Genomic DNA, 16,825 nt, shown 5'->3' with positions numbered 1-16,825 from the left:
GGGCTAATAACCGCCGCCGGGGCAGGCCCATCCCTTGTCGCCGAACTTCTGGCGGCACTGCATCAGGAACTCGTTGTGCTCCTGGGTCAGCTTGCCCTGGATCTCGCTGAGCTCCTTGGACAGCTCGCGCACCCGCTTCTGATCCGGGTTGGGCTGGGCCCACAGGGTTTCCAGCTCCATCTGCTTGGCCACGTATTCCTGGCGCAGGGGCAGGGTCTTTTGCCGTTGCTGCTGCACCATCTCCTGCCAGGCCTGGCGATCCTGGGAAGACATGGACTGCCAGGCGGGATTGCCCGGCCCTGGGCCGTAGCCGCCCTGGCCGCGCATGCCGTAGCCGTAGCCCGGTCCCATCATGCCCGGCCCCATGCCGTAACCATAGCCCGGCCCCATCATGCCGCCCCGGCCATAACCGGGGCCCATCATGCCCGGCCCCATGCCGTAGCCGTAACCGTAGCCTTGTCCCGGACCATAGTAGGTCTGAGGCTGTCGCTGCTGGGCGGAGTCATTCGACTCGGCCCAAGCCACGGCGCCCAGGGCGGCCACCAGCGCAACACACAGCGCGAGGATAAGTAGTTTTTTCATGCCAAGCCTCCTAGTAAGTTGGTGGGCTATGCCTTAAGTCTGAGGCTTGGCGCGCGGACAGGCAAGGGGGCCCCCCGGGAGCCCCCCGCCGCGCAAGGGTCTGGTTCGGCGAGCCGGGGCTCAGTCCAGGGGCCACTGCCCCCGCTCTTCGAGCACCTCTTTGAGCACCTTGAGCCCCTGGTTGACCACGGGCATGCCCGCGTAGATGGCCACCTGGAAGATGGTCTCGGCCACGTCGTGGGGGTCGCAGCCCACGTTCAAGGCGGCCCAGATGTGCAGCTTGAGCTCCTCGGTGCGCTCCAGGGCGGTGAGGGTGGCCACGGCCACCAGCTGGCGGGTGGGGTGGGGCAGCTTTTCCCGGGCGTACATCTGCCCGGTGATGAACAGGCTCAGGTCCAGGGCCAGGTCCTTGTCGAAGCTGCGCCAGAGGTCGTAGGGGCGGTCGTCCTGATAGCCCTCGAAATACAGCTTGGCGGTCTGGCCGGTCTTCTTCTTGAGTTCGTCGATGGACATGGGGTGCTTCCGGGTTGGAGGTTGCAAAAGGCGCGTCGTGTCAAGGCGCTGAAAATTTCCTAACCTATTATGCAAAATTTACAAAGCAATTTTCTCCAGCATCGCCCTGGCTCCTACCGCCCCTTTTTACCGCACAGAGTCGTCGATCTTGCACTCGTGGCAACCGCAGTGGGGACACTCCACGCCTTGCAGGGTCTCTCCGCCGTGGCCCTCGTGCTCCTCGGGCAGGATGCGGTCCACGTAGGCCTTGAACCCCCGGCCGCACTCGGGGCACAGGGCGTCCACTTCCTCCCTTGGGTTCTCGTCGTTCATGGGGCGCGCCTCCAGGTTTGGGGTGGCTTATCCCAGCCTAACACGCGGCCCACGCCAAAAAAACACCGCCATATTGCGCGAGCAATATGGCGGAGAATTCTTTGGGAAGGGAGCCCGAGGGAAACCCTTTCTTGCAAGAAAGGGTTTCCCTCGGATTGCTTTATCTCTTAAGCCCTCAGCCCTTGATGATCCTGGGGAGCATCATGTGGTGGTGGGGGCACAGGGAAGTGGGGTTCTGGTAGGCCGCCTCGGCGAAGGCGGTCAGGTAGCTCCGGAGGTCCGGGTAGTTGACCACCTCGTCCACGAAGCCGCGGAAGGCGCAGTACCAGGGGCGGGACTTGTCGTAGTACATCTGGGCCAGGTCGTTCATCTTGTCGATGACCGGCTGCAGGTCGCGGCCCGCGTCTTTCTCCTTTACCAAACGGCGGGAGAAGGAGGCGGCGGCGGCGGTCTCGCCGTGCATGACGTAGATCTCGCTGGTGGCGGTGCCCAGGGTGAAGGCGTTGTGGTTGTTGGCCGTGGGGCCGCCCATGACGTAGTGGGCGGCGGCGGTGCCCTTCCTGAGCAGCACCATCATCTGGGGCACGCCGGTCTGCTCGATGGAGTAGATGAGGCTCTGGCCCAGGCCCAACAGCTCGGCCTGCTCGGCGATGTCGCCCACGTCGATGCCGCTGGTGTCCTGGAACCAGATGATCGGCACCCGGTCGCGGCCGCAGAGGGTCACGAACTCGTTCATCTTGATCAGACCCTGGCGGTAGAGCTTGCCGCCGATGCCCATGTACTCGCCGTTCGCGTACTCGGGGTAGCCCGGAGGCAGGAAGCCCTGGCGGTTGCCGATGACGCCCATCACCAGGCCGGACATCTTCACCAGGCCGGTGTAGATCTCGGGGCCGTAACCGGGCTTGAACTCCATGTGCTCGGAGCCGTCCACCAGGCGGGCCAGGCACTGGTCAAAGTCGTAGGACATCTTCTGGTTGAAGTTGACCAGGTAGTACAGGTCGTCCGCCGGGAACAGGGGCTCCTTGGGCTCGTCCACCCGGAAGAAGTCCAGGTCGTAGGCGGGCATCTGGGTCATGTGACGGCGGATGGAATTCAGCACGCCTTCCTCGGTGTCGTGCACCTCTTTGAAGAAGCCGGTCTTGTCGTAGTGGATGCCCACCGAGCCCGGGGGAACCTCCTTGAAGTGGCGGGTGGCCTCGATGAGCTGCTCGGCCCCTTCCACGTCGAAGCCGCCCTTGGGGCTCATGCCGCCCACGATGCCGCCGCCGCCCACCGCGATGTTGCAGTCCTTGTGGGCGATGAGGTAGGTGGGGCTGATGCCCTGGTAGCCGCCGCCGGCGGGGTTGGTGCCCCAGATGCCGGCCAGGATGGGAATGCCCTTGGTCTCCAGCTCGGCGTGGCGGAAAAAGGTGGTGCCGTTGCCCCGGCGGTCGGCGTAGACCTCTTCCTGCTCGGTGAGCTTGACGCCCGAGCAGTTGACCAGCCACACCAGGGGAATGTGCAGGCGCTTGGCCAGGTCGGTGATCCGGAGCTGATTCTCGGCTTGGCCCGCGATCCAGGCGCCGGCCATGACCTTGTTGTCAAAACCGGCCAGCACGCACCACTTGCCCTCGATCTTGGCCAGGCCATCCACCACGCCGGTGGTGCCTTCCTCGTTGTTCTTGGGGTTGTAGAGAATGTGCAGGGGCCTAAAGGTTCCGGGGTCCACCAGCTTCTCGATGCGGTCCCAAATGGTGAGCTGGCCGCGGGAGTGGATCTTCTCGGCGGGCAGACCGGCGTTTTTCACCCGCTCGATCTCCTCGGCGATCTTGGCTTCCACCTCCAGGATGGACTGCTTGTTGTCCTCGGCCTTGGCCTTTTTCTTGTCGCTCAAGGCCTTGCCGAAGGTGGGCATGTTCTTGAAATACGGATGCATGTTCTTGGCTCCTAACTGTTGGCGCTGATTCTAGCGATTGGCCTTCCTGATACCCAGGGCGTCCAGAGCGGTGATGAACTTGCAGATGTTGGCGCTGCCCTCGACCATGAAGTAGGTGGGCGCGTCGCGATAGAAGCGGGCCACCGGGTATTCGGTGCTGTAGCCGTAGGCGCCCAGGATACGCATGGCGTAGCCCGCGCACATGTTGGCCGTCTCGCCGGCCTTGTACTTGGCCATGGCCACTTCCAGGGTGTTGCCCAGCATGCCGTCGTCCTTTTGCACGGCGGCCTTGTAGACCAGAAGGCGGGCGGCCTCGATCTCGATGGCCATCTGGGCGATCTGGTCTTGGATCATCTGCTGCGCGGCGATGGGCTTGCCGAACTGCTCGCGCTCGTTGGCGTACTTGATGGACTCGTCCAGGCAGGCCTGGGCCAGGCCCACGCCGCCGGCCGCGGCCGAAAGGCGGGTCTGGTTCAGAGAGCCGAAGACGATCTTGGCGCCGTCGCCCACCTTGCCCAACAGGTTCTCCTTGGGCACCTTCACGTTGTCCAGGTAGATCTCGCCGGTGGGGCTGGAGCGGCTGCCCATCTTGTCCAGGTCGGTCACGCTCACGCCCTCGGCCTGGGTGCCGTCGGCGTTGCGCAGCTCAACCACGAAGGCGCACAGCTTCTTCTTGTCCTCCACGGTGGCGTAGGCGTAGTAGATCACGCAGTGGGCGGTGGAGGCGTTGGAGATCCAGGTCTTGGAGCCGTTGAGCACCCAGTGGTCGCCCTTGTCCTCGGCGGTGGACTTCATGGACATGACGTCGGAGCCGGCGTTGGGCTCGGTGATGCCGAAGCCGCCCATGTACTCGGCGGTGACCAGCTTTTCTATGTACTTCTTCTTGGCCTCTTCGGTGCCGTAGCGGTAGATGGTGAAGGCGCAGCCCAGGGTGTTCATGTTGATCTGCACCCTGAGGCTGCTACTGGCGCGGGCGATCTCCTCGGTGATGATCATGGCCGCCAGCCAGCCCATCTCGTTGCCGCCGTATTCTTCGGGAATCACCGTGCCGAACAGGCCCAACTCGGCCATGGGCTTGACCACTTCCTCATAGGGGAAGTAGTGCTTTTCGTCCCATTCGTCGGCATAGGGGGCGATTTGCTCCTTGCCAAAATCGGCCACCATGTCGCGCAACATGGTCAGCTCTTCGCTCAGCTTGAAATCCATTTGTCTTAATCCTCCCTCAAATAGTAGGGGCCGTCCCACGGTCCCCTCGGTTTGGGCCTGGTATGCGTTTGTCCCGGTTCACCGGGCGTCCTAAACTAGCTCCCTGCCCTTGGCGGCCAGATTGCGGGCCACGATCAGGCGTTGGATCTGGTTGCTGCCGTCGAAAATCTGGATGCCCTTGGCCACGCGGAAAAGCTGGGCCGAGGCGTTGTCGGCCCGCGCCATCTCGTTGCCCAAGACGTTGGAGGCCAGATCGGCCACCTTCATGGCCGTGTCGGCGGCATAGCATTTGGCCATGGAGACCATGGATTCCACCTGGCGGGCGCTGGAGCGGTGATCCTCCACCAGGCGGCAGACGCGGTAATTCAAGCTGCGGCAGGCCTCGATGTTCATCTCCATGTCGGCCAAAACGAAAGCGACGGCCTGTTCGGAGAACAGGCGATGTTTGGTGGCGTGCTCCAGGCAGTCGTTGAGCACCCCCTGGGCGGTGCCCAGGGCCAAGGAGGCCGCGCCCCACACCCGCATGGGGTTGGACACGTCGGCCAATACCCGCCAACCCTCCCCCTCGGGCCACAGGCGCATGTTCTCGGGCACGAAGGCGTTGTCCAAGAACATCTGGCTGGTGATGGAGCCGTGCAGGCCCATCTTCTTCTCCGGCGGCGTGAAGACCACCCCCTCGGCGTGGCGGTCCAGCAAAAAGGCGCTGATGCCCGCCGCCTTGGGCCCCGGCCCGGTGCGGGCGAACACCAGGTAATAGCGGCCGTGGGGGCCGATGGTGATGTAGACCTTGCTGCCTGAGAGCAGGTAGCCGCCCTCGGTGGGCTCGGCCTTGGTCTGCAGGCCCGCCGCGTCCGAGCCGTAGTCCGGCTCGGTGAGGCAAAAGCCCATGGGCTGGTCGCCGGTCTTGAGCTCGCCGAACAGGCGCTTTTTCTGCTCGCGGGTGCCGGTGATGGCGATGGTGCGCACCACCGCGTTGGTGACGAAAACCATCAACGCCGCGCTGGGGCTGGCGGTGGCGATGGTCTCCACCATCAGGGCCAGGCTGGTGGCATCGCCTTCCATGCCGCCGTATTCCTTGGGCATGGAAAGGCAAAAGAGCTTTTCGCCGGCCAGGGCTTCATAGGCTTCCTGAGAAAACTCGGGCGTGGCCTCGATGTGGCGCGCGAGGGGAGCGATTTTTTCGCGCACCAGGGCCTTGATCCGCTGGTGTATGTCATGTTGTTCAGGAGTCAGAAAAAGCATGCACCCTCCCCGTAAAGGGTCCTCCACCCTTCAGGCCTAAGGTCTAACCTTAGTCATTCCCTTATAGCCCATTTAGCCGGGGTTGACAACAAATCCCACCCCGCAATGTAGCTATAATGTGACTGCTTTGTAAATCTTTTTTTATAAAAACCCTTACCTTGCGGGGCAGAGGCTTGGTGCCCGCCCGCCGCGGAGGTTAGAATTTTACGTATGATCCGCCTCATATACTTACCAGCTTTGCTCCTGGCCGGCCTTCTGTCCCTGGGGCCCCCCGCCGCCTGGGCCCAGGAAGAGGAGACCTCCCAGGCTCCACCCGCCGTGGAGGGAGAGCGGGAGATAACCGCCGGGGTGCGTTCCGGCCGCCTGGGCCGCGACGAACTCATCGCCAAGGGCAAAGAGCTGTCCTACTTCCAGAAACTTCGTTTATACTACTATGCTCAGGAGTTGGAACCTTTTTTCGGGGGCGTGGAAGGGGCCATCCGCGATTTGGCCCGGACCTCCCCCGAGGACGCGCCCAAGATAGACGCCGCCCGCGCGGCCTTGTACCAGGCCATGGAGCGCTCTTACCAGCGGTTGGCCGCCGCCCGGCGCCCGGAGTTGGACCTCGAGTGGCGACGGGGGCTTACCGGCCTGATCTACCTGGACTACGACTGGCGCGAGCGGGTGTACGAGCAGAAAAAGGACGAGATCAAGAACCCCTACGACCTGGTGGCCTTGCTGGACTGCCTGGACGCCAAGCTGAGGGGGCTGGAACCATACGACATCACATCCTGCCCGGCCGTGGCCGGGGCCGCCGGGGGAATGCAGCCATGAGCCCGAACGACCCGCACCGTGAGATCGCCCAACTGGAAAAGGAAATCGAAGACCTGAGACGGGAACAGGCCGAATGCGCCTCGCGGGTGCAGGAGCTTTTGGCGGCCGAGGCCGCCGGAGAGGGCAGCCGGGCGGCCGAGATACACCAACTCAAGCAACGCAAGATGATGCTGGGCACCCAGATGCAGCATCTGCGGGCCAAGATCGGGGCCATGAAGCTGGGCATCATCTAACTATAAGGAGGAGCAAGGTGGAGAAAAAAATCCTGGTGGCGGTGGACGGATCTCCCGCGGCCCTCAAGGCGGTTGACTACGTGGGGCTGATGGAGGGCGCCTTGATCCGCGACCTCAGGGTCACCTTGCTGTTCATCATGAGCCCCATTCCGCCCTATCTGCGCCGGGAGGGCCAGCGCAACCCCGAATCCTTCAAACGCCTGCGCGAGCTGGAGAGTCGCAACCGCAAGCAGGCGGCCCAGGTGCTGGACAAGTGCGCCGAGCGCCTGGTGCGCCACGGCCTGGACCCAGAGGCGGTGGAGAAAAAACCCCTGCCCCGCAGCAGCGACGCGGCCCGCGACATCCTCTTCGAGGCCGAGCAGGGGCTCTACGACGCCCTGGTTATGGGCCGCCGGGGCATCTCCAAGACCCAGGAGCTGTTCGTGGGCAGCGTGACCAACAAGATCGTACAGCACGCCGAGCGCCTGCCCCTGTGGGTGGTGGGCGGCCAGGTGACCAGCCACAAGGTTCTCTGTCCGGTGGACGGCAGCGAAGGCTCGCTCAAGGCGGTGGACCACCTGGCCTTCATGCTGGGGGAAAACCCCGAGTGCAAGGTAACCCTCCTGCACGTGGGGGCCTCCCTGGGCAACTACTGCACCCTGGATTTCGTGGAGACCGAGCTGGCCGAGGACATAGAGGAGGACATCATGCACTCCGACGCCCAGTGCATGGACGACTTCTACGCCCGGGCCCTCAAGGTGCTGGACCAGGCGGGCCTGAGCCCCGACCAGGTGGAGACCAAGACCATCGAGGGCGGCCTGTCGGTGCCCGGGGCCATCCTGGACGAGGTCAAAAAGGGCGACTACGGCACCGTGGTCCTAGGCCGCCGGGGGGAGAGCCGCTCGTTTTTCCTGGGCCACGTCAGCGACAAGGTCATGTCCAAGGCCAAGGACGTGGCCGTTTGGATGGTGGGCTAGGAGCCCGGCGCGGCAGGTTACATTGTCCCCAGCACCCCCATGATGATCCGGCTCATGTCCTCCCCGGCCTTGCCCGCGTTGGCGATGACCAGCTCCAGGGGGGCGGGCTGCATCTCCTCGGGATCGTTGACGTTGCTGATGGCCGCCAGGCCCAGGACCCTGAGGCCCATGTGGCGGGCGGCGATGACTTCCAAGACGGTGGACATGCCCACCGCGTCGGCCCCCAGGATGCGCAGCATGCGGGTCTCGGCCGGGGTCTCCATGCTGGGCCCCTTTAGCCCCGCGTAAACCCCCTCGTACATGGTGACGCCCCCCTGGCGGGCCGCGGCCCGGGCCAGCTCCAAAAGCCGGGGGTCGTAGACCTGGCTCATGTCCGGGAAGCGCTCGCCCCAGGCCTCCACGTTGGGTCCGACCAGGGGGTTTTCACCGGTAAGGTTGATGTGTTCGCGAATGAGCATCACCCGGCCCGATTCCATGGCCAAATCCAGCCCCCCGGCGGCGCAGGTGACCAGGAAGGCCTCCACCCCCAAGAGGGCCAAGGCCCGAATGGGCAGAGTGAGCCGCCGGGCGCTGTAGCCTTCGTAGAGGTGGAAGCGCCCGGCCAGGGCGGCCACCGGCCGGCCGGCCAAACGCCCCAGCACCAGCTCCCCGGCGTGGCTGTCCACCGTGGAGACGGGAAAGCCGGGGATGCTCCCGTAGGGCACCCGGGTGGCCTCCTCGATGGCCTGGCCCAGACCGCTCAGGCCGGTGCCCAGGGTGAGGGCCACCTGGGGCCTGAAGCCTCGGGGCAGGGCGTTTTTCAGATAGTCCGCCGCCCCGGTCACGTCTTTTTGATAACTCATCCCTCGGGCTCCCCGGCTTGCCGGTAATGCGATTTCCCTACCCCAAGGCCATGCTTCGCGCCTGGCCGCCACGCTTCCCGGCGATTTTTATCATGCACAACCACTAGAGATCACAAACCATACAAGCTTGTAACTTTTGGGTGAACAAATACCCGTTGACACAATCCAGCATGCTTACCATATTTTTTAGTATAAAGGCTGACCATGTCATCCCTGAAGCACCATACATCCCGCCTGACCCTGCTGGCCATCGCGGCCGGTATAAGCGGTTTGGCCGGGATAATGTTTTTAGAGCCCGCTCCCCGGGTGACGGTGTCGGGCTCCGTCTCCTGGCAGGGGGTCGATCCGGCGGCGGCGGCCAACCAAAGGGTAACCCTGGTGCTGCCCCTGCGCCAACGCCAGCGCGCCGTGTGGCCTCTGGCCCGCGAGGCCGCGCGCAAGCACGGCCTGGAGCCCGCCCTGCTCATGGCCGTTATCCAGACCGAAAGCCGCTTCCTGCCCCAGGCCCGCAGCCCGCGCGGGGCCATGGGCCTCATGCAGATCACCCCGACCACCGCCCGCCATCTCAAGCTGACCCACCCCATGGACCCCCAGGCCAACCTGGACGCCGGAGCGGGCTATCTGGCCCAGCTATACCGGAACCACCAGGGCGACCTGCGCCTGGCCCTGGCCGCCTACAACGCCGGGCCGGGCAGGGTGGCCGAGGCGGGAGGCATCCCCGACATCCCCGAAACCCGCCAATACGTGGACACGGTTCTCGAAAACCTGGACCTTTTCCGGGCCAGGTACTCCGCCCTCGCCAAATTCTAGACCTGTTTGTGCTCGAGAAGGTTGCGTCGGCCGGTTGGGCCGAGCGCCTGGCTCGGCTACGAAGGATGGCTCCTCAGCGCCTTGCGCCGCCGGGGGCTGAATCGGCGCAGGGGACAACCCCGTTTTGACTCGCGGGGCGCGGGGAGTACAGCCCTCCGAGGCCCGGCGAGAAAAAACACCACCACCCGGTGCCCGAACCTGTCCCGCCCTGTGGAGGCGGTGGCGGACGCCGGGTGGCGCGCGGGGGCCGGAGGGACCGGCCCCGATGACAAGCTAGCTACTTGCGGCGCTGGTGACGCGTGGACTTGAGCAGCTTGCGATGCTTATGCTTGCGGATCTTCTTACGCCGCTTTTTGATCACAGAACCCATGAAATCTGCCTTTGTGGGTGCTAGGGCATCCGGCGAACCATGCCGCCGGGCGTTACGGAGTCAGATATATACCGGACAAGGCGGCCCACGGCAAGGGAAAATCTGTTCCCGCCGCGAGTCGGGCACCGGGCGCGGCCTCTCGGACCGGCCGTTTCACCCAGCCCGGACCAAGCAAATACCACAACGGATAGCGCCGGACCCCGGCAAGCCAGCGCCCTGCGAGCGAGGCAATCGGCAAGCGCAGGCCGGAGTTGTGGCAGAGTCACAGCGAGGCCTAAGCGCGGCCGATAACGAAGCTCCCGGGGGGCTTGCGCAGCGGTATCCCGGCACAGCCAGGTGGTGCCAGGCAAGGCGTCGGGCCAGCGAGACCCGCAGGCGTATATGCCAATACGCCGAGGAGGCGAGCGCCGCCCGCAACACAGCCTGGCGCCGCCTGGCGCAGCCGGCTAAATACTGGTGGTGTGGGTAAGCTCCACCTGCCCCGCCTGATTCAGAGCCTTGTAGCAGGCGCGGCAGGCCTGCAACCCCTCCCCTTCTTCCAGGGGTAATAGCTGGATAAGATGGCTGAAATCGGCGCAGGGCATCTCCCCCAGGGGCGCGGCGCTGATGAGCACCGTGGCCTGGTTGGGGTTGGCCAGGTCGGTGGCGATGAGGACGGGCTCCCGGGCCTGGTCCGGGGCTCCGGCCCGGGCGTGGGGCAAAAAGGAGTTTTGCTCGTAGCTCCACAGGGCCCGGTCCAAAAGCTCGGCCTGGGCCGGGTCGGCCGCCAGGATCAACACCTTGCGGCCCTGGGAGAAGTGGCGCTCAGCCAGCCGGGCGGCGGCCTGCTCCAAGCCGGCGCGGGCCTGGCGCAGGTTGACGTATTCCACCTTTACGCGATCCACGGGCATCCTCCGCAGAGTAATCTAGCACACTGGCCCGCCCCCACCAAGACCGCCGGGCCGCCGAGCCGCAAGCGCTCGGCAAAAGGGAACAATCGCCCTGGGCTTTCTTGACACCCCCAGCACTGGTACCTATATTAAAAACCAGCGGGCCACCGCAAAAAGGGGCCCGTCTGATAGAATATCGCCTAAACCTTCCGCCGCCCCTGGGCGGCGTTAACCGCGAGAAGCGATAAAGATATAAATGGCCAAAGATTACTACAAGGTCCTGGGGGTGGACAAAAGCGCCTCGGCCGAGGAGATCAAGAAGGCCTACCGCAAGCTGGCCCTCAAGTATCACCCGGACCGCAACAAGGGCGACAAAGAGGCCGAGGACAAGTTCAAGGAAATCAACGAGGCCTACGCCGTCCTGAGCGACCCCAAGAAAAAGAAGGAATTCGACACCTACGGCTCCAGCGGCTTCAAGCAGCGCTATAGCCAGGAAGACATCTTCCAGGGCAGCGACATCAACGACATCCTCCGGGGCATGGGCCTGGGCGGCGACGCCTTCAGCCAGTTTTTCGGGGGCGGCGGCCGGGGCGGCTTCCGCACCTACACCACCGGCGGACCCCACCAGGGCTTCGGCGGATTCCAGCAACCCTTCGGGGGCATGGGCGGAGCGCCGGCCAAGGGCGCGGACCTGGTCTACGAGCTGCCGGTGACCCTGGAAGAGGTGTTCAGCGGCGGGGACAAGATGGTCTCCTACCGCCTGGGCCAGCGCACCGAACGGGTCACCGTAAAGGTGCCGCCGGGCATCGAGAGCGGCAAGAAACTGCGCCTGGGCGGCAAGGGCGAGCCCAGCCCCATGGGCGCTCCCGCCGGCGACCTGCTCATCAAGATCAACGTCCTGGACCACCCCCAGTTCAAGCGCGAAGGCGCGGACCTGGAGACCACGGTCACCGTGCCCTTCAGCCAGGCCGCCCTGGGCACCAGCGTGGAGGTGGCCACCATCGAGGGCAAGAACCTCACGGTCAAGCTGCCCAAGGGCACCCAGCCGGGGGCCCGCCTGCGCCTCAAGGGCCAGGGCCTGCCCAAGTTCAAGGGCTCGGGCCGGGGGGATCTTTTCGTGCGGGTGGCCCTCGAGGTGCCCAAGCGCCTGAGCAAAGAGCAAAAGGAACTGCTGGAGAAGCTAGCCGAGGAGGGCTTGTGATCGTCCGCCGCCTGTGTTGTCTGACCATCGCCCTGGCCCTGGTGTTCATGCTGGCCGCCGGGGCCCTGGCCGCTCTGGACTATCCCCGGCCCACCGGACCGGGGGGAGCCCCCAGCGCGGTGGGCGACTACGCCAAGCTGCTGCCCGCCCAGACCAAGCAGGCCATGGAGGCCATAGCCACCGAGCTGTTGCAAAAGACCGGCGCGGCGGTGGTGGTGGCCACGCTGCCCTCCCTGGACGGCGAGAGCATCGAGCAGGCCGCGGTGCAGCTTTTTGAGAAGTGGGGCATCGGCAAAAAGGGCGAGGACAAGGGCGTGCTCATCCTGGTGGCCCCCACCGAGCGCAAGCTGCGCATCGAGGTGGGCTACGGCCTGGAAGGGGTGCTCACCGACGCCACCTCCGGGGCGGTGCGCGATCAATACATGCTGCCCTACTTCAAGAAGGGCGACTTCGCCAAGGGCCTGCTGGCCGGCGAAGTGGCGGTGGCCTCGGTCATCGCCCAGGCTTCGGGCGTCAAGCTAACCGGCGTGCCCGAGGTCAAGCTGCGCCAGGGCTCCCGGGGCTTCAGCCTGGGCGGCCTGTTTTTGGTGCTTATCGTTTTCTGGCTGGTGCTACGCATCTTTGGCAAGCGCGGCGGCCGGGGGGGCCGGGGCGGGGGCGGCGGCGTCCTGCCCGCCCTGCTGTTGGGCTCCATGATGGGCGGCAACATGGGCGGCGGCTTTTCCCGGGGCGGCGGCTTCGGCGGCTTCGGGGGGGGCTTCGGCGGCTTCGGCGGCGGCATGAGCGGGGGCGGCGGCGCCTCCGGTTCCTGGTAGAGGAGAGTTTAAGCAAATGGCCAAAAAACCGCCCCAGCGGCCCGAGGACATCTTCGACGAGCTGCTGGAAGACCTGGCCCACGCCCTGGGCACCGATCTGGTGTCCGTGGTGCTCTTCGGCTCGGCCGCGGCCGGGCGCTACGTCAAGGGCCGCTCGGACATGAACCTACTCATCATGGTGAGCGAGGGGGCCCGGCGCACCACCAGCCGCCTGCTGCCCTTTGCGGGCAAGTGGGCCCCGGCCGGGGTGGCTCCGCCCCTGGTGATGACCCCGGACTACCTGGCGGCCAGCACCGACGTGTTCCCCATCGAGTTCCTGGTCATGGCCGCCAACCACAAGACCCTGCACGGCGAGGACCCCCTGGCCGCGCTGGCCCTGGAGCCCGCCCACTTGCGCCTGCAACTGGAGCGGGAGCTCAAGGGCAAGGTGACCGCCCTGCGCACCCGGCTGTTGGGCAGCGGGGGCGACGCCCGGGCCCTGACCGAGCTGAGCCGCGAGGCCCTGCCCGCTTTTGTGGCCTTTTTCCAGGCCTATCTGGAGCTGACCAGCGGGGGCTTCCCGGACGAGCCGTCCGAGGTGCTGGCCGCGCTGGCCCAGGCCGGGCTCAACGTGGAGGCCTTCCAAAAGCTGGGCCAGGTGCGCGCCGGGGCCCTCAAGCCCAGCCCGCCGGAGCTGGTGGCCCTGTGGGAAGAAGGCATCGCCGAGTTGGACCTGATCAGCCAGCAAGTGGATAAGCTGCAAGTCTAGTTATTGAGCGGCCGCCGGGCCGCAAGGAGAGAGTCATGGGCCGTGGAGCCAAATGGGCCATAGGCATCGGCGTGGTCGCCCTGCTGTTGTTCCTGCTGTTGGTCAGCCCCTACAACAGCCTGGTCAATCTGGACGAGCAGGTGAACCAGGCCAAGAGCAACATCGAAGTGACCCTGCAACGCCGCCTGGATCTGATCCCCAACCTGGTGGAGACGGTCAAGGGCTATGCCTCCCACGAACGCGAGACCCTGGAAGGGGTGACCAAAGCCCGCCAGCAGGTGGCCGCCGCCCCCACCCTGGAGGGCAAGATGGCCGCCAACCAGGGGCTGACCAGCGCCCTGGGCCGCTTGATGGTGGTGGTGGAGCGCTACCCGGACCTCAAGGCCAACCAGAACTTCCGGGCCTTGCAGGACCAGTTGGAGGGCACCGAGAACCGCATCGCCGTGGCCCGCACCCGCTACAACCAGGCCATCCTGGCCTACAACACGGCCATACGCCGCTTCCCCACCCTGATTTTGGCCCGCTTGCTGGGTTATACTCCCAAACAGGGCTTCGCGGCCACGCCGGAGGCCCAGACGGCCCCCAAGGTTAAGTTCTAGCCGGGGAGGCCCCAACCGTTTCGCACATAGGAGGATGGGTCATGATGGTTGACGAGTGGACCATGATCTGGCGCATCCTCGCGGCCGCCGGGCTGGGGCTGATCATCGGCCTGGATCGGGAGATCCACGGCCGGGCCGCCGGCCTGCGCACCTGCCTGTTGGTGGCCATGAGCGGGGCCCTGCTCATGAGCCTGTCGCTGTACCTGACCCAGATGTTCGCGGCCACCGCCGACTCCAGCGTGGTGCGCCTGGACCCCGGCCGCCTGCCCTCCTACGCCATCGCGGGCATGGGCTTCTTGGGGGCCGGGGCCATCATCCAGGGCCGCCTGCGCTCCCGGGGGGTCACCACCGGGGCGGCCATGTGGGCCTGCACCGGCATCGGCCTGGCCGTGGGGGCCGGGCTCTACCTGCCTGCCGTGGCGGCCACGGTGGTCACCCTGGTGGCGCTCAAGCTCTTCCGCGACATGGCCCGGTACCTGCCCAGGGAGCAGAACGTCATGCTGCGCCTGGACCTGAGCGACCCGGAGGCCGAGGACCAGGTGCGGGCCCTGCTCAAGCAGCACCACGCCCGCATCCTCTTCGTGGGCCGGGAGCGCTGCCTGCCCGCCAACACCGAGGAGGTGGAGATGTCCCTGTCCATCCGCTCGGGCGCGGGCTGGCGCAAGATGCTTCAGGAGATGGACAGCATCGAGGGTATTTCCTGTTACTCCTGGAAGCAGGCCGAGGTGCCCTAGGCGGGCGGCGCAGGGCGCAATCGATGAGTCGATGCAGGGGCGGGGTTCATCCCCGCCCTTCTCTTTTGCATATGGCAATAGCCGTCATCGCGAGGAGCATCCCGGCAAAGGAAACGGAAGATTGCCGCGCCGCGGCGGGAGGGCCGCCCTTTCCATAGCAACCTCTTCTCCGCCGCTTCTCGCAATGACGGCTATTGGCTGGAGCCCATCGGTGAAGGGTCAAGGCTGCGCTCGGACGGGGGAGGTGGGATGGGGTGTGCGCCTTGCGCAGGCAGAGATTGCTTCGTCGCCGCGCAACCGCCCCTGGCGAAACCCGCCGCTTTGCTCTAAAAATGAGGCATGGGTGGGATCGACCTAGAAGCCCTGGGCCAGGCGGCCGTTGACCTGCGCTACCTCTTGGGGCGGGGCTATCCCCGGGAGCTGGGCCTCAAGCTCACCGGCGACCGCTGGGGCCTGGACGCCGAGGCGCGCCAGGTGCTCCGGCGGGCGGTGGTGGCCCCGGAGCGGGCCCGCGCCCGGCGGGAGCGCCTGCTGCCGCTCACGGCCGTGCGCGGCCAGGCGGTGGGGGTGGACGGCCACAACGTGATCATCATCCTGGAAAGCGCCCTGATGGGCGCGGTGTTGGTGGCCGCCGACGACGGCACGGTGCGCGACATCGGGCAAAAGGGCCGCCACTACGGCCCCGGCCCCCACAGCGAAACGGCGGCCCGGCTCCTGGTGGAAACCCTGGCCCGGGCGGAAGCGGCCCGGGCGCTGATCCTCCTGGACGCGCCCCTGCCTTTTAGCGGCCAAACCGCCGGGATGCTGCGGGAGCTCATGGCCTCGGCCGGGCTGGCGGGCGAGGCCCGCGCGGTGGCCGACCCGGAGAAAGACTTGGCGGTATTTGACGGCATCGTGGCCAGCGCGGACGGCCCCCTCATCGACGCGGCGGCCCGTCCCCTGGACCTGGGCGGGGCCATAATCCTGGCCATGGAGCCCGTTCCGGCCATGATCAGCTTGGAGAACTCATGAGCGACGGCAAACAGATTAAGGCCTTGGGCATCTTTTCCGGCGGCCTGGATTCCATGTTGGCGGTGAAGGTGCTGGAGCGCGCCGGGGTCCAGGTGGCCGCGGTCACCTTTGCCACCCCCTTTTTCAGCCCGGAGCGGGCCATCGTCTCGGCGAAGCACATCGGGGTGCCCCTGCAGGTGGCGGCCGTGGGCGAACCCCATCTGGAGTTGGTAAAAAACCCGCCCCACGGCTACGGCTCCAACATGAACCCCTGCATCGACTGCCACGCCTTCATGTTCGCCCGAGCCGGGGCCCTCATGGCCGAGCAGGGTTTCGACTTTCTCTTTTCCGGCGAGGTGCTGGGCCAGCGGCCCATGAGCCAAAACAAACAGGCCCTGGCCCAGGTGGCCAAGCTCTCGGGCATGGCCGAGCACATCCTGCGGCCCCTGTCGGCCCAGGCCTTGCCCGTCACCCCGGTGGAGGAAAGGGGCCTGGTGGAGCGCGAGCGGCTCCTGGGCCTGAGCGGGCGCAGCCGCAAGCCCCAGATGGCCCTGGCCGCCGAGCTGGGCATCAGCGACTACCCGGCCCCGGCCGGGGGCTGCCTGCTCACCGAGCCCGGCTTCAGCCGCCGCCTCAAGGACCTGTTCTCTCACTCGCCCCAGGCGGGCCTGGCCCAGGTGGAGTTGCTGAAGCACGGGCGGCACCTGCGGCTCGGCCCCACGGCCAAGCTCATCGTGGGGCGCAACCAAAAGGAAAACCAGATCCTGGAAAAGCTGGCCCCGCCCGAGGCCCAGTGGCTGGTCACCCAAGGGCTGCCCGGCCCCCTGGGCCTGTACTTCGGCCCCCAGGGCCCGGAGCTGGAGCTGGCCGCCGCCCTGGTGGCGGGTTATGGCAAGGCCAAGCCGGGCCAGACGGTCAGGGTGCAAGCGGACCAAGGGCCCGGCCTGGAGGTTATCGCCCAGAGCCCCCGCCTGGCCGCCGCCTATCTGCTGTAACCACGCTGATTTCCAGACCATAGGGCTCAGGCCCGCGGCCGGGCAAACCAAACGACCCGGCTCCTCCCTGGGCGGGCGGG

Annotated in this window: 20 protein-coding genes; 11 read left to right on the top strand and 9 right to left on the bottom strand. The window is 66.1% G+C overall.

Translation table 11 applies throughout. The annotated features are described in order from the left end of the window. Positions 1-3: 3 nt before the first annotated feature. From AACH32_RS01920 to AACH32_RS01895, 6 genes are all read right to left on the bottom strand, one after another. The gene (locus AACH32_RS01920) at positions 4-582 is read right to left on the bottom strand and encodes a periplasmic heavy metal sensor (protein ID WP_338604907.1); all 579 of its coding nucleotides are present in this window, start codon (positions 580-582) and stop codon (positions 4-6) included. Between the two features lie 120 nt (positions 583-702). Next, positions 703-1,095 carry a carboxymuconolactone decarboxylase family protein gene (locus AACH32_RS01915; protein ID WP_338604904.1) on the bottom strand — a complete coding sequence of 131 codons (393 nt, stop codon included), beginning with the start codon at positions 1,093-1,095 and terminating at the stop codon, positions 703-705. A 126-nt stretch (positions 1,096-1,221) separates the two neighbouring features. Next, positions 1,222-1,407, bottom strand: coding sequence for a hypothetical protein (locus AACH32_RS01910; protein WP_338604901.1), 186 nt, complete (start codon positions 1,405-1,407; stop codon positions 1,222-1,224). A gap of 175 nt (positions 1,408-1,582) precedes the next feature. Next, positions 1,583-3,322, bottom strand: coding sequence for an acyl-CoA carboxylase subunit beta (locus tag AACH32_RS01905; protein WP_338604899.1), 1,740 nt, complete (start codon positions 3,320-3,322; stop codon positions 1,583-1,585). Between the two features lie 30 nt (positions 3,323-3,352). After that, positions 3,353-4,528, bottom strand: a complete 1,176-nt coding sequence (gene acd / locus AACH32_RS01900) for a glutaryl-CoA dehydrogenase Acd (protein WP_338604896.1) — start codon at positions 4,526-4,528, stop codon at positions 3,353-3,355. A gap of 90 nt (positions 4,529-4,618) precedes the next feature. After that, positions 4,619-5,770 (bottom strand): acyl-CoA dehydrogenase family protein, encoded by a 1,152-nt coding sequence (locus AACH32_RS01895; RefSeq protein WP_338604894.1) that lies wholly within the window; start codon positions 5,768-5,770, stop codon positions 4,619-4,621. A gap of 210 nt (positions 5,771-5,980) precedes the next feature. Between AACH32_RS01895 and AACH32_RS01890 the strand changes: the two genes are divergently transcribed. From AACH32_RS01890 to AACH32_RS01880, 3 genes are read left to right on the top strand one after another with little or no spacing between them, the layout of a single operon-like run. Then, on the top strand, positions 5,981-6,583 hold the full coding sequence (locus AACH32_RS01890) for a hypothetical protein (protein WP_338604891.1): 603 nt from the start codon (positions 5,981-5,983) through the stop codon (positions 6,581-6,583). Continuing rightward, positions 6,580-6,816 (top strand): hypothetical protein, encoded by a 237-nt coding sequence (locus AACH32_RS01885; protein ID WP_338604888.1) that lies wholly within the window; start codon positions 6,580-6,582, stop codon positions 6,814-6,816. The genes AACH32_RS01890 and AACH32_RS01885 overlap by 4 nt, the downstream gene beginning before the upstream one ends. A 17-nt stretch (positions 6,817-6,833) precedes the next feature. Next, positions 6,834-7,772, top strand: coding sequence for a universal stress protein (locus AACH32_RS01880; RefSeq protein WP_338604886.1), 939 nt, complete (start codon positions 6,834-6,836; stop codon positions 7,770-7,772). A 17-nt stretch (positions 7,773-7,789) separates the two neighbouring features. Here AACH32_RS01880 and AACH32_RS01875 read toward each other — a convergent pair whose 3' ends face one another. Then, positions 7,790-8,614, bottom strand: coding sequence for a purine-nucleoside phosphorylase (locus tag AACH32_RS01875; RefSeq protein WP_338604884.1), 825 nt, complete (start codon positions 8,612-8,614; stop codon positions 7,790-7,792). A 204-nt stretch (positions 8,615-8,818) separates the two neighbouring features. On the opposite strand from AACH32_RS01875, the gene AACH32_RS01870 reads away from it, so the two are divergent. After that, positions 8,819-9,424: a lytic transglycosylase domain-containing protein gene (locus tag AACH32_RS01870; RefSeq protein ID WP_338604882.1), complete on the top strand. Its 606-nt coding sequence runs from the start codon at positions 8,819-8,821 to the stop codon at positions 9,422-9,424. A gap of 277 nt (positions 9,425-9,701) precedes the next feature. Here AACH32_RS01870 and AACH32_RS01865 read toward each other — a convergent pair whose 3' ends face one another. Together AACH32_RS01865 and AACH32_RS01860 are read right to left on the bottom strand one after the other, a co-directional pair. Further along, entirely contained in the window at positions 9,702-9,794 is a 93-nt protein-coding gene (locus tag AACH32_RS01865) for a 30S ribosomal protein bS22 (protein ID WP_082464055.1), read from the bottom strand. 446 nt (positions 9,795-10,240) lie between these two features. Next, entirely contained in the window at positions 10,241-10,678 is a 438-nt protein-coding gene (locus AACH32_RS01860) for a DNA polymerase III subunit chi (protein WP_338604878.1), read from the bottom strand. A gap of 241 nt (positions 10,679-10,919) precedes the next feature. Here AACH32_RS01860 and AACH32_RS01855 point away from each other — a divergent pair, with 241 nt between their 5' ends. From AACH32_RS01855 to AACH32_RS01825, 7 genes are all read left to right on the top strand, one after another. Then, positions 10,920-11,864 (top strand): DnaJ C-terminal domain-containing protein, encoded by a 945-nt coding sequence (locus AACH32_RS01855; protein WP_338604876.1) that lies wholly within the window; start codon positions 10,920-10,922, stop codon positions 11,862-11,864. Then, complete coding sequence (locus tag AACH32_RS01850; protein ID WP_338604874.1) at positions 11,861-12,679, top strand: TPM domain-containing protein; 819 nt, start codon at positions 11,861-11,863, stop codon at positions 12,677-12,679. The genes AACH32_RS01855 and AACH32_RS01850 overlap by 4 nt, the downstream gene beginning before the upstream one ends. Before the next feature lie 16 nt (positions 12,680-12,695). Further along, positions 12,696-13,427, top strand: coding sequence for a hypothetical protein (locus tag AACH32_RS01845; protein ID WP_338604872.1), 732 nt, complete (start codon positions 12,696-12,698; stop codon positions 13,425-13,427). Positions 13,428-13,462: 35 nt separating this feature from the next. Next, positions 13,463-14,026 carry a LemA family protein gene (locus AACH32_RS01840; RefSeq protein WP_338604871.1) on the top strand — a complete coding sequence of 188 codons (564 nt, stop codon included), beginning with the start codon at positions 13,463-13,465 and terminating at the stop codon, positions 14,024-14,026. A 41-nt stretch (positions 14,027-14,067) separates the two neighbouring features. Then, positions 14,068-14,760: an MgtC/SapB family protein gene (locus tag AACH32_RS01835; protein WP_338604869.1), complete on the top strand. Its 693-nt coding sequence runs from the start codon at positions 14,068-14,070 to the stop codon at positions 14,758-14,760. A 339-nt stretch (positions 14,761-15,099) separates the two neighbouring features. Further along, the gene (locus AACH32_RS01830) at positions 15,100-15,771 is read left to right on the top strand and encodes a DUF434 domain-containing protein (protein WP_338604867.1); all 672 of its coding nucleotides are present in this window, start codon (positions 15,100-15,102) and stop codon (positions 15,769-15,771) included. Then, on the top strand, positions 15,768-16,745 hold the full coding sequence (locus AACH32_RS01825; RefSeq protein WP_338604866.1) for a tRNA 4-thiouridine(8) synthase ThiI: 978 nt from the start codon (positions 15,768-15,770) through the stop codon (positions 16,743-16,745). Before AACH32_RS01830 ends, AACH32_RS01825 begins: the two co-directional genes overlap by 4 nt. Positions 16,746-16,825 lie beyond the last annotated feature (80 nt).

It is taken from the genome of Desulfoferula mesophila (assembly GCF_037076455.1).
In the GTDB taxonomy this organism is placed as follows: domain Bacteria; phylum Desulfobacterota; class Desulfarculia; order Desulfarculales; family Desulfarculaceae; genus Desulfoferula; species Desulfoferula mesophila.
The sequence above is the reverse complement of the archived record's forward strand: the minus strand, read 5'-3'. Positions and strand labels throughout refer to the sequence as shown.

What these genes read in the sequence shown, in the direction of transcription:
- AACH32_RS01920 (WP_338604907.1), bottom strand. Translation starts at nt 582, where the DNA reads ATGAAAAAACTACTTATCCTCGCGCTGTGTGTTGCGCTGGTGGCCGCC.
- AACH32_RS01825 (WP_338604866.1), top strand. Translation starts at nt 15,768, where the DNA reads ATGAGCGACGGCAAACAGATTAAGGCCTTGGGCATCTTTTCCGGCGGC.
- AACH32_RS01845 (WP_338604872.1), top strand. Translation starts at nt 12,696, where the DNA reads ATGGCCAAAAAACCGCCCCAGCGGCCCGAGGACATCTTCGACGAGCTG.
- AACH32_RS01855 (WP_338604876.1), top strand. Translation starts at nt 10,920, where the DNA reads ATGGCCAAAGATTACTACAAGGTCCTGGGGGTGGACAAAAGCGCCTCG.
- AACH32_RS01895 (WP_338604894.1), bottom strand. Translation starts at nt 5,770, where the DNA reads ATGCTTTTTCTGACTCCTGAACAACATGACATACACCAGCGGATCAAG.
- AACH32_RS01840 (WP_338604871.1), top strand. Translation starts at nt 13,463, where the DNA reads ATGGGCCGTGGAGCCAAATGGGCCATAGGCATCGGCGTGGTCGCCCTG.
- AACH32_RS01915 (WP_338604904.1), bottom strand. Translation starts at nt 1,095, where the DNA reads ATGTCCATCGACGAACTCAAGAAGAAGACCGGCCAGACCGCCAAGCTG.
- AACH32_RS01875 (WP_338604884.1), bottom strand. Translation starts at nt 8,614, where the DNA reads ATGAGTTATCAAAAAGACGTGACCGGGGCGGCGGACTATCTGAAAAAC.
- AACH32_RS01905 (WP_338604899.1), bottom strand. Translation starts at nt 3,322, where the DNA reads ATGCATCCGTATTTCAAGAACATGCCCACCTTCGGCAAGGCCTTGAGC.
- AACH32_RS01865 (WP_082464055.1), bottom strand. Translation starts at nt 9,794, where the DNA reads ATGGGTTCTGTGATCAAAAAGCGGCGTAAGAAGATCCGCAAGCATAAG.
- AACH32_RS01870 (WP_338604882.1), top strand. Translation starts at nt 8,819, where the DNA reads ATGTCATCCCTGAAGCACCATACATCCCGCCTGACCCTGCTGGCCATC.
- AACH32_RS01830 (WP_338604867.1), top strand. Translation starts at nt 15,100, where the DNA reads ATGGGTGGGATCGACCTAGAAGCCCTGGGCCAGGCGGCCGTTGACCTG.
- acd (WP_338604896.1), bottom strand. Translation starts at nt 4,528, where the DNA reads ATGGATTTCAAGCTGAGCGAAGAGCTGACCATGTTGCGCGACATGGTG.
- AACH32_RS01885 (WP_338604888.1), top strand. Translation starts at nt 6,580, where the DNA reads ATGAGCCCGAACGACCCGCACCGTGAGATCGCCCAACTGGAAAAGGAA.
- AACH32_RS01890 (WP_338604891.1), top strand. Translation starts at nt 5,981, where the DNA reads ATGATCCGCCTCATATACTTACCAGCTTTGCTCCTGGCCGGCCTTCTG.
- AACH32_RS01835 (WP_338604869.1), top strand. Translation starts at nt 14,068, where the DNA reads ATGATGGTTGACGAGTGGACCATGATCTGGCGCATCCTCGCGGCCGCC.
- AACH32_RS01910 (WP_338604901.1), bottom strand. Translation starts at nt 1,407, where the DNA reads ATGAACGACGAGAACCCAAGGGAGGAAGTGGACGCCCTGTGCCCCGAG.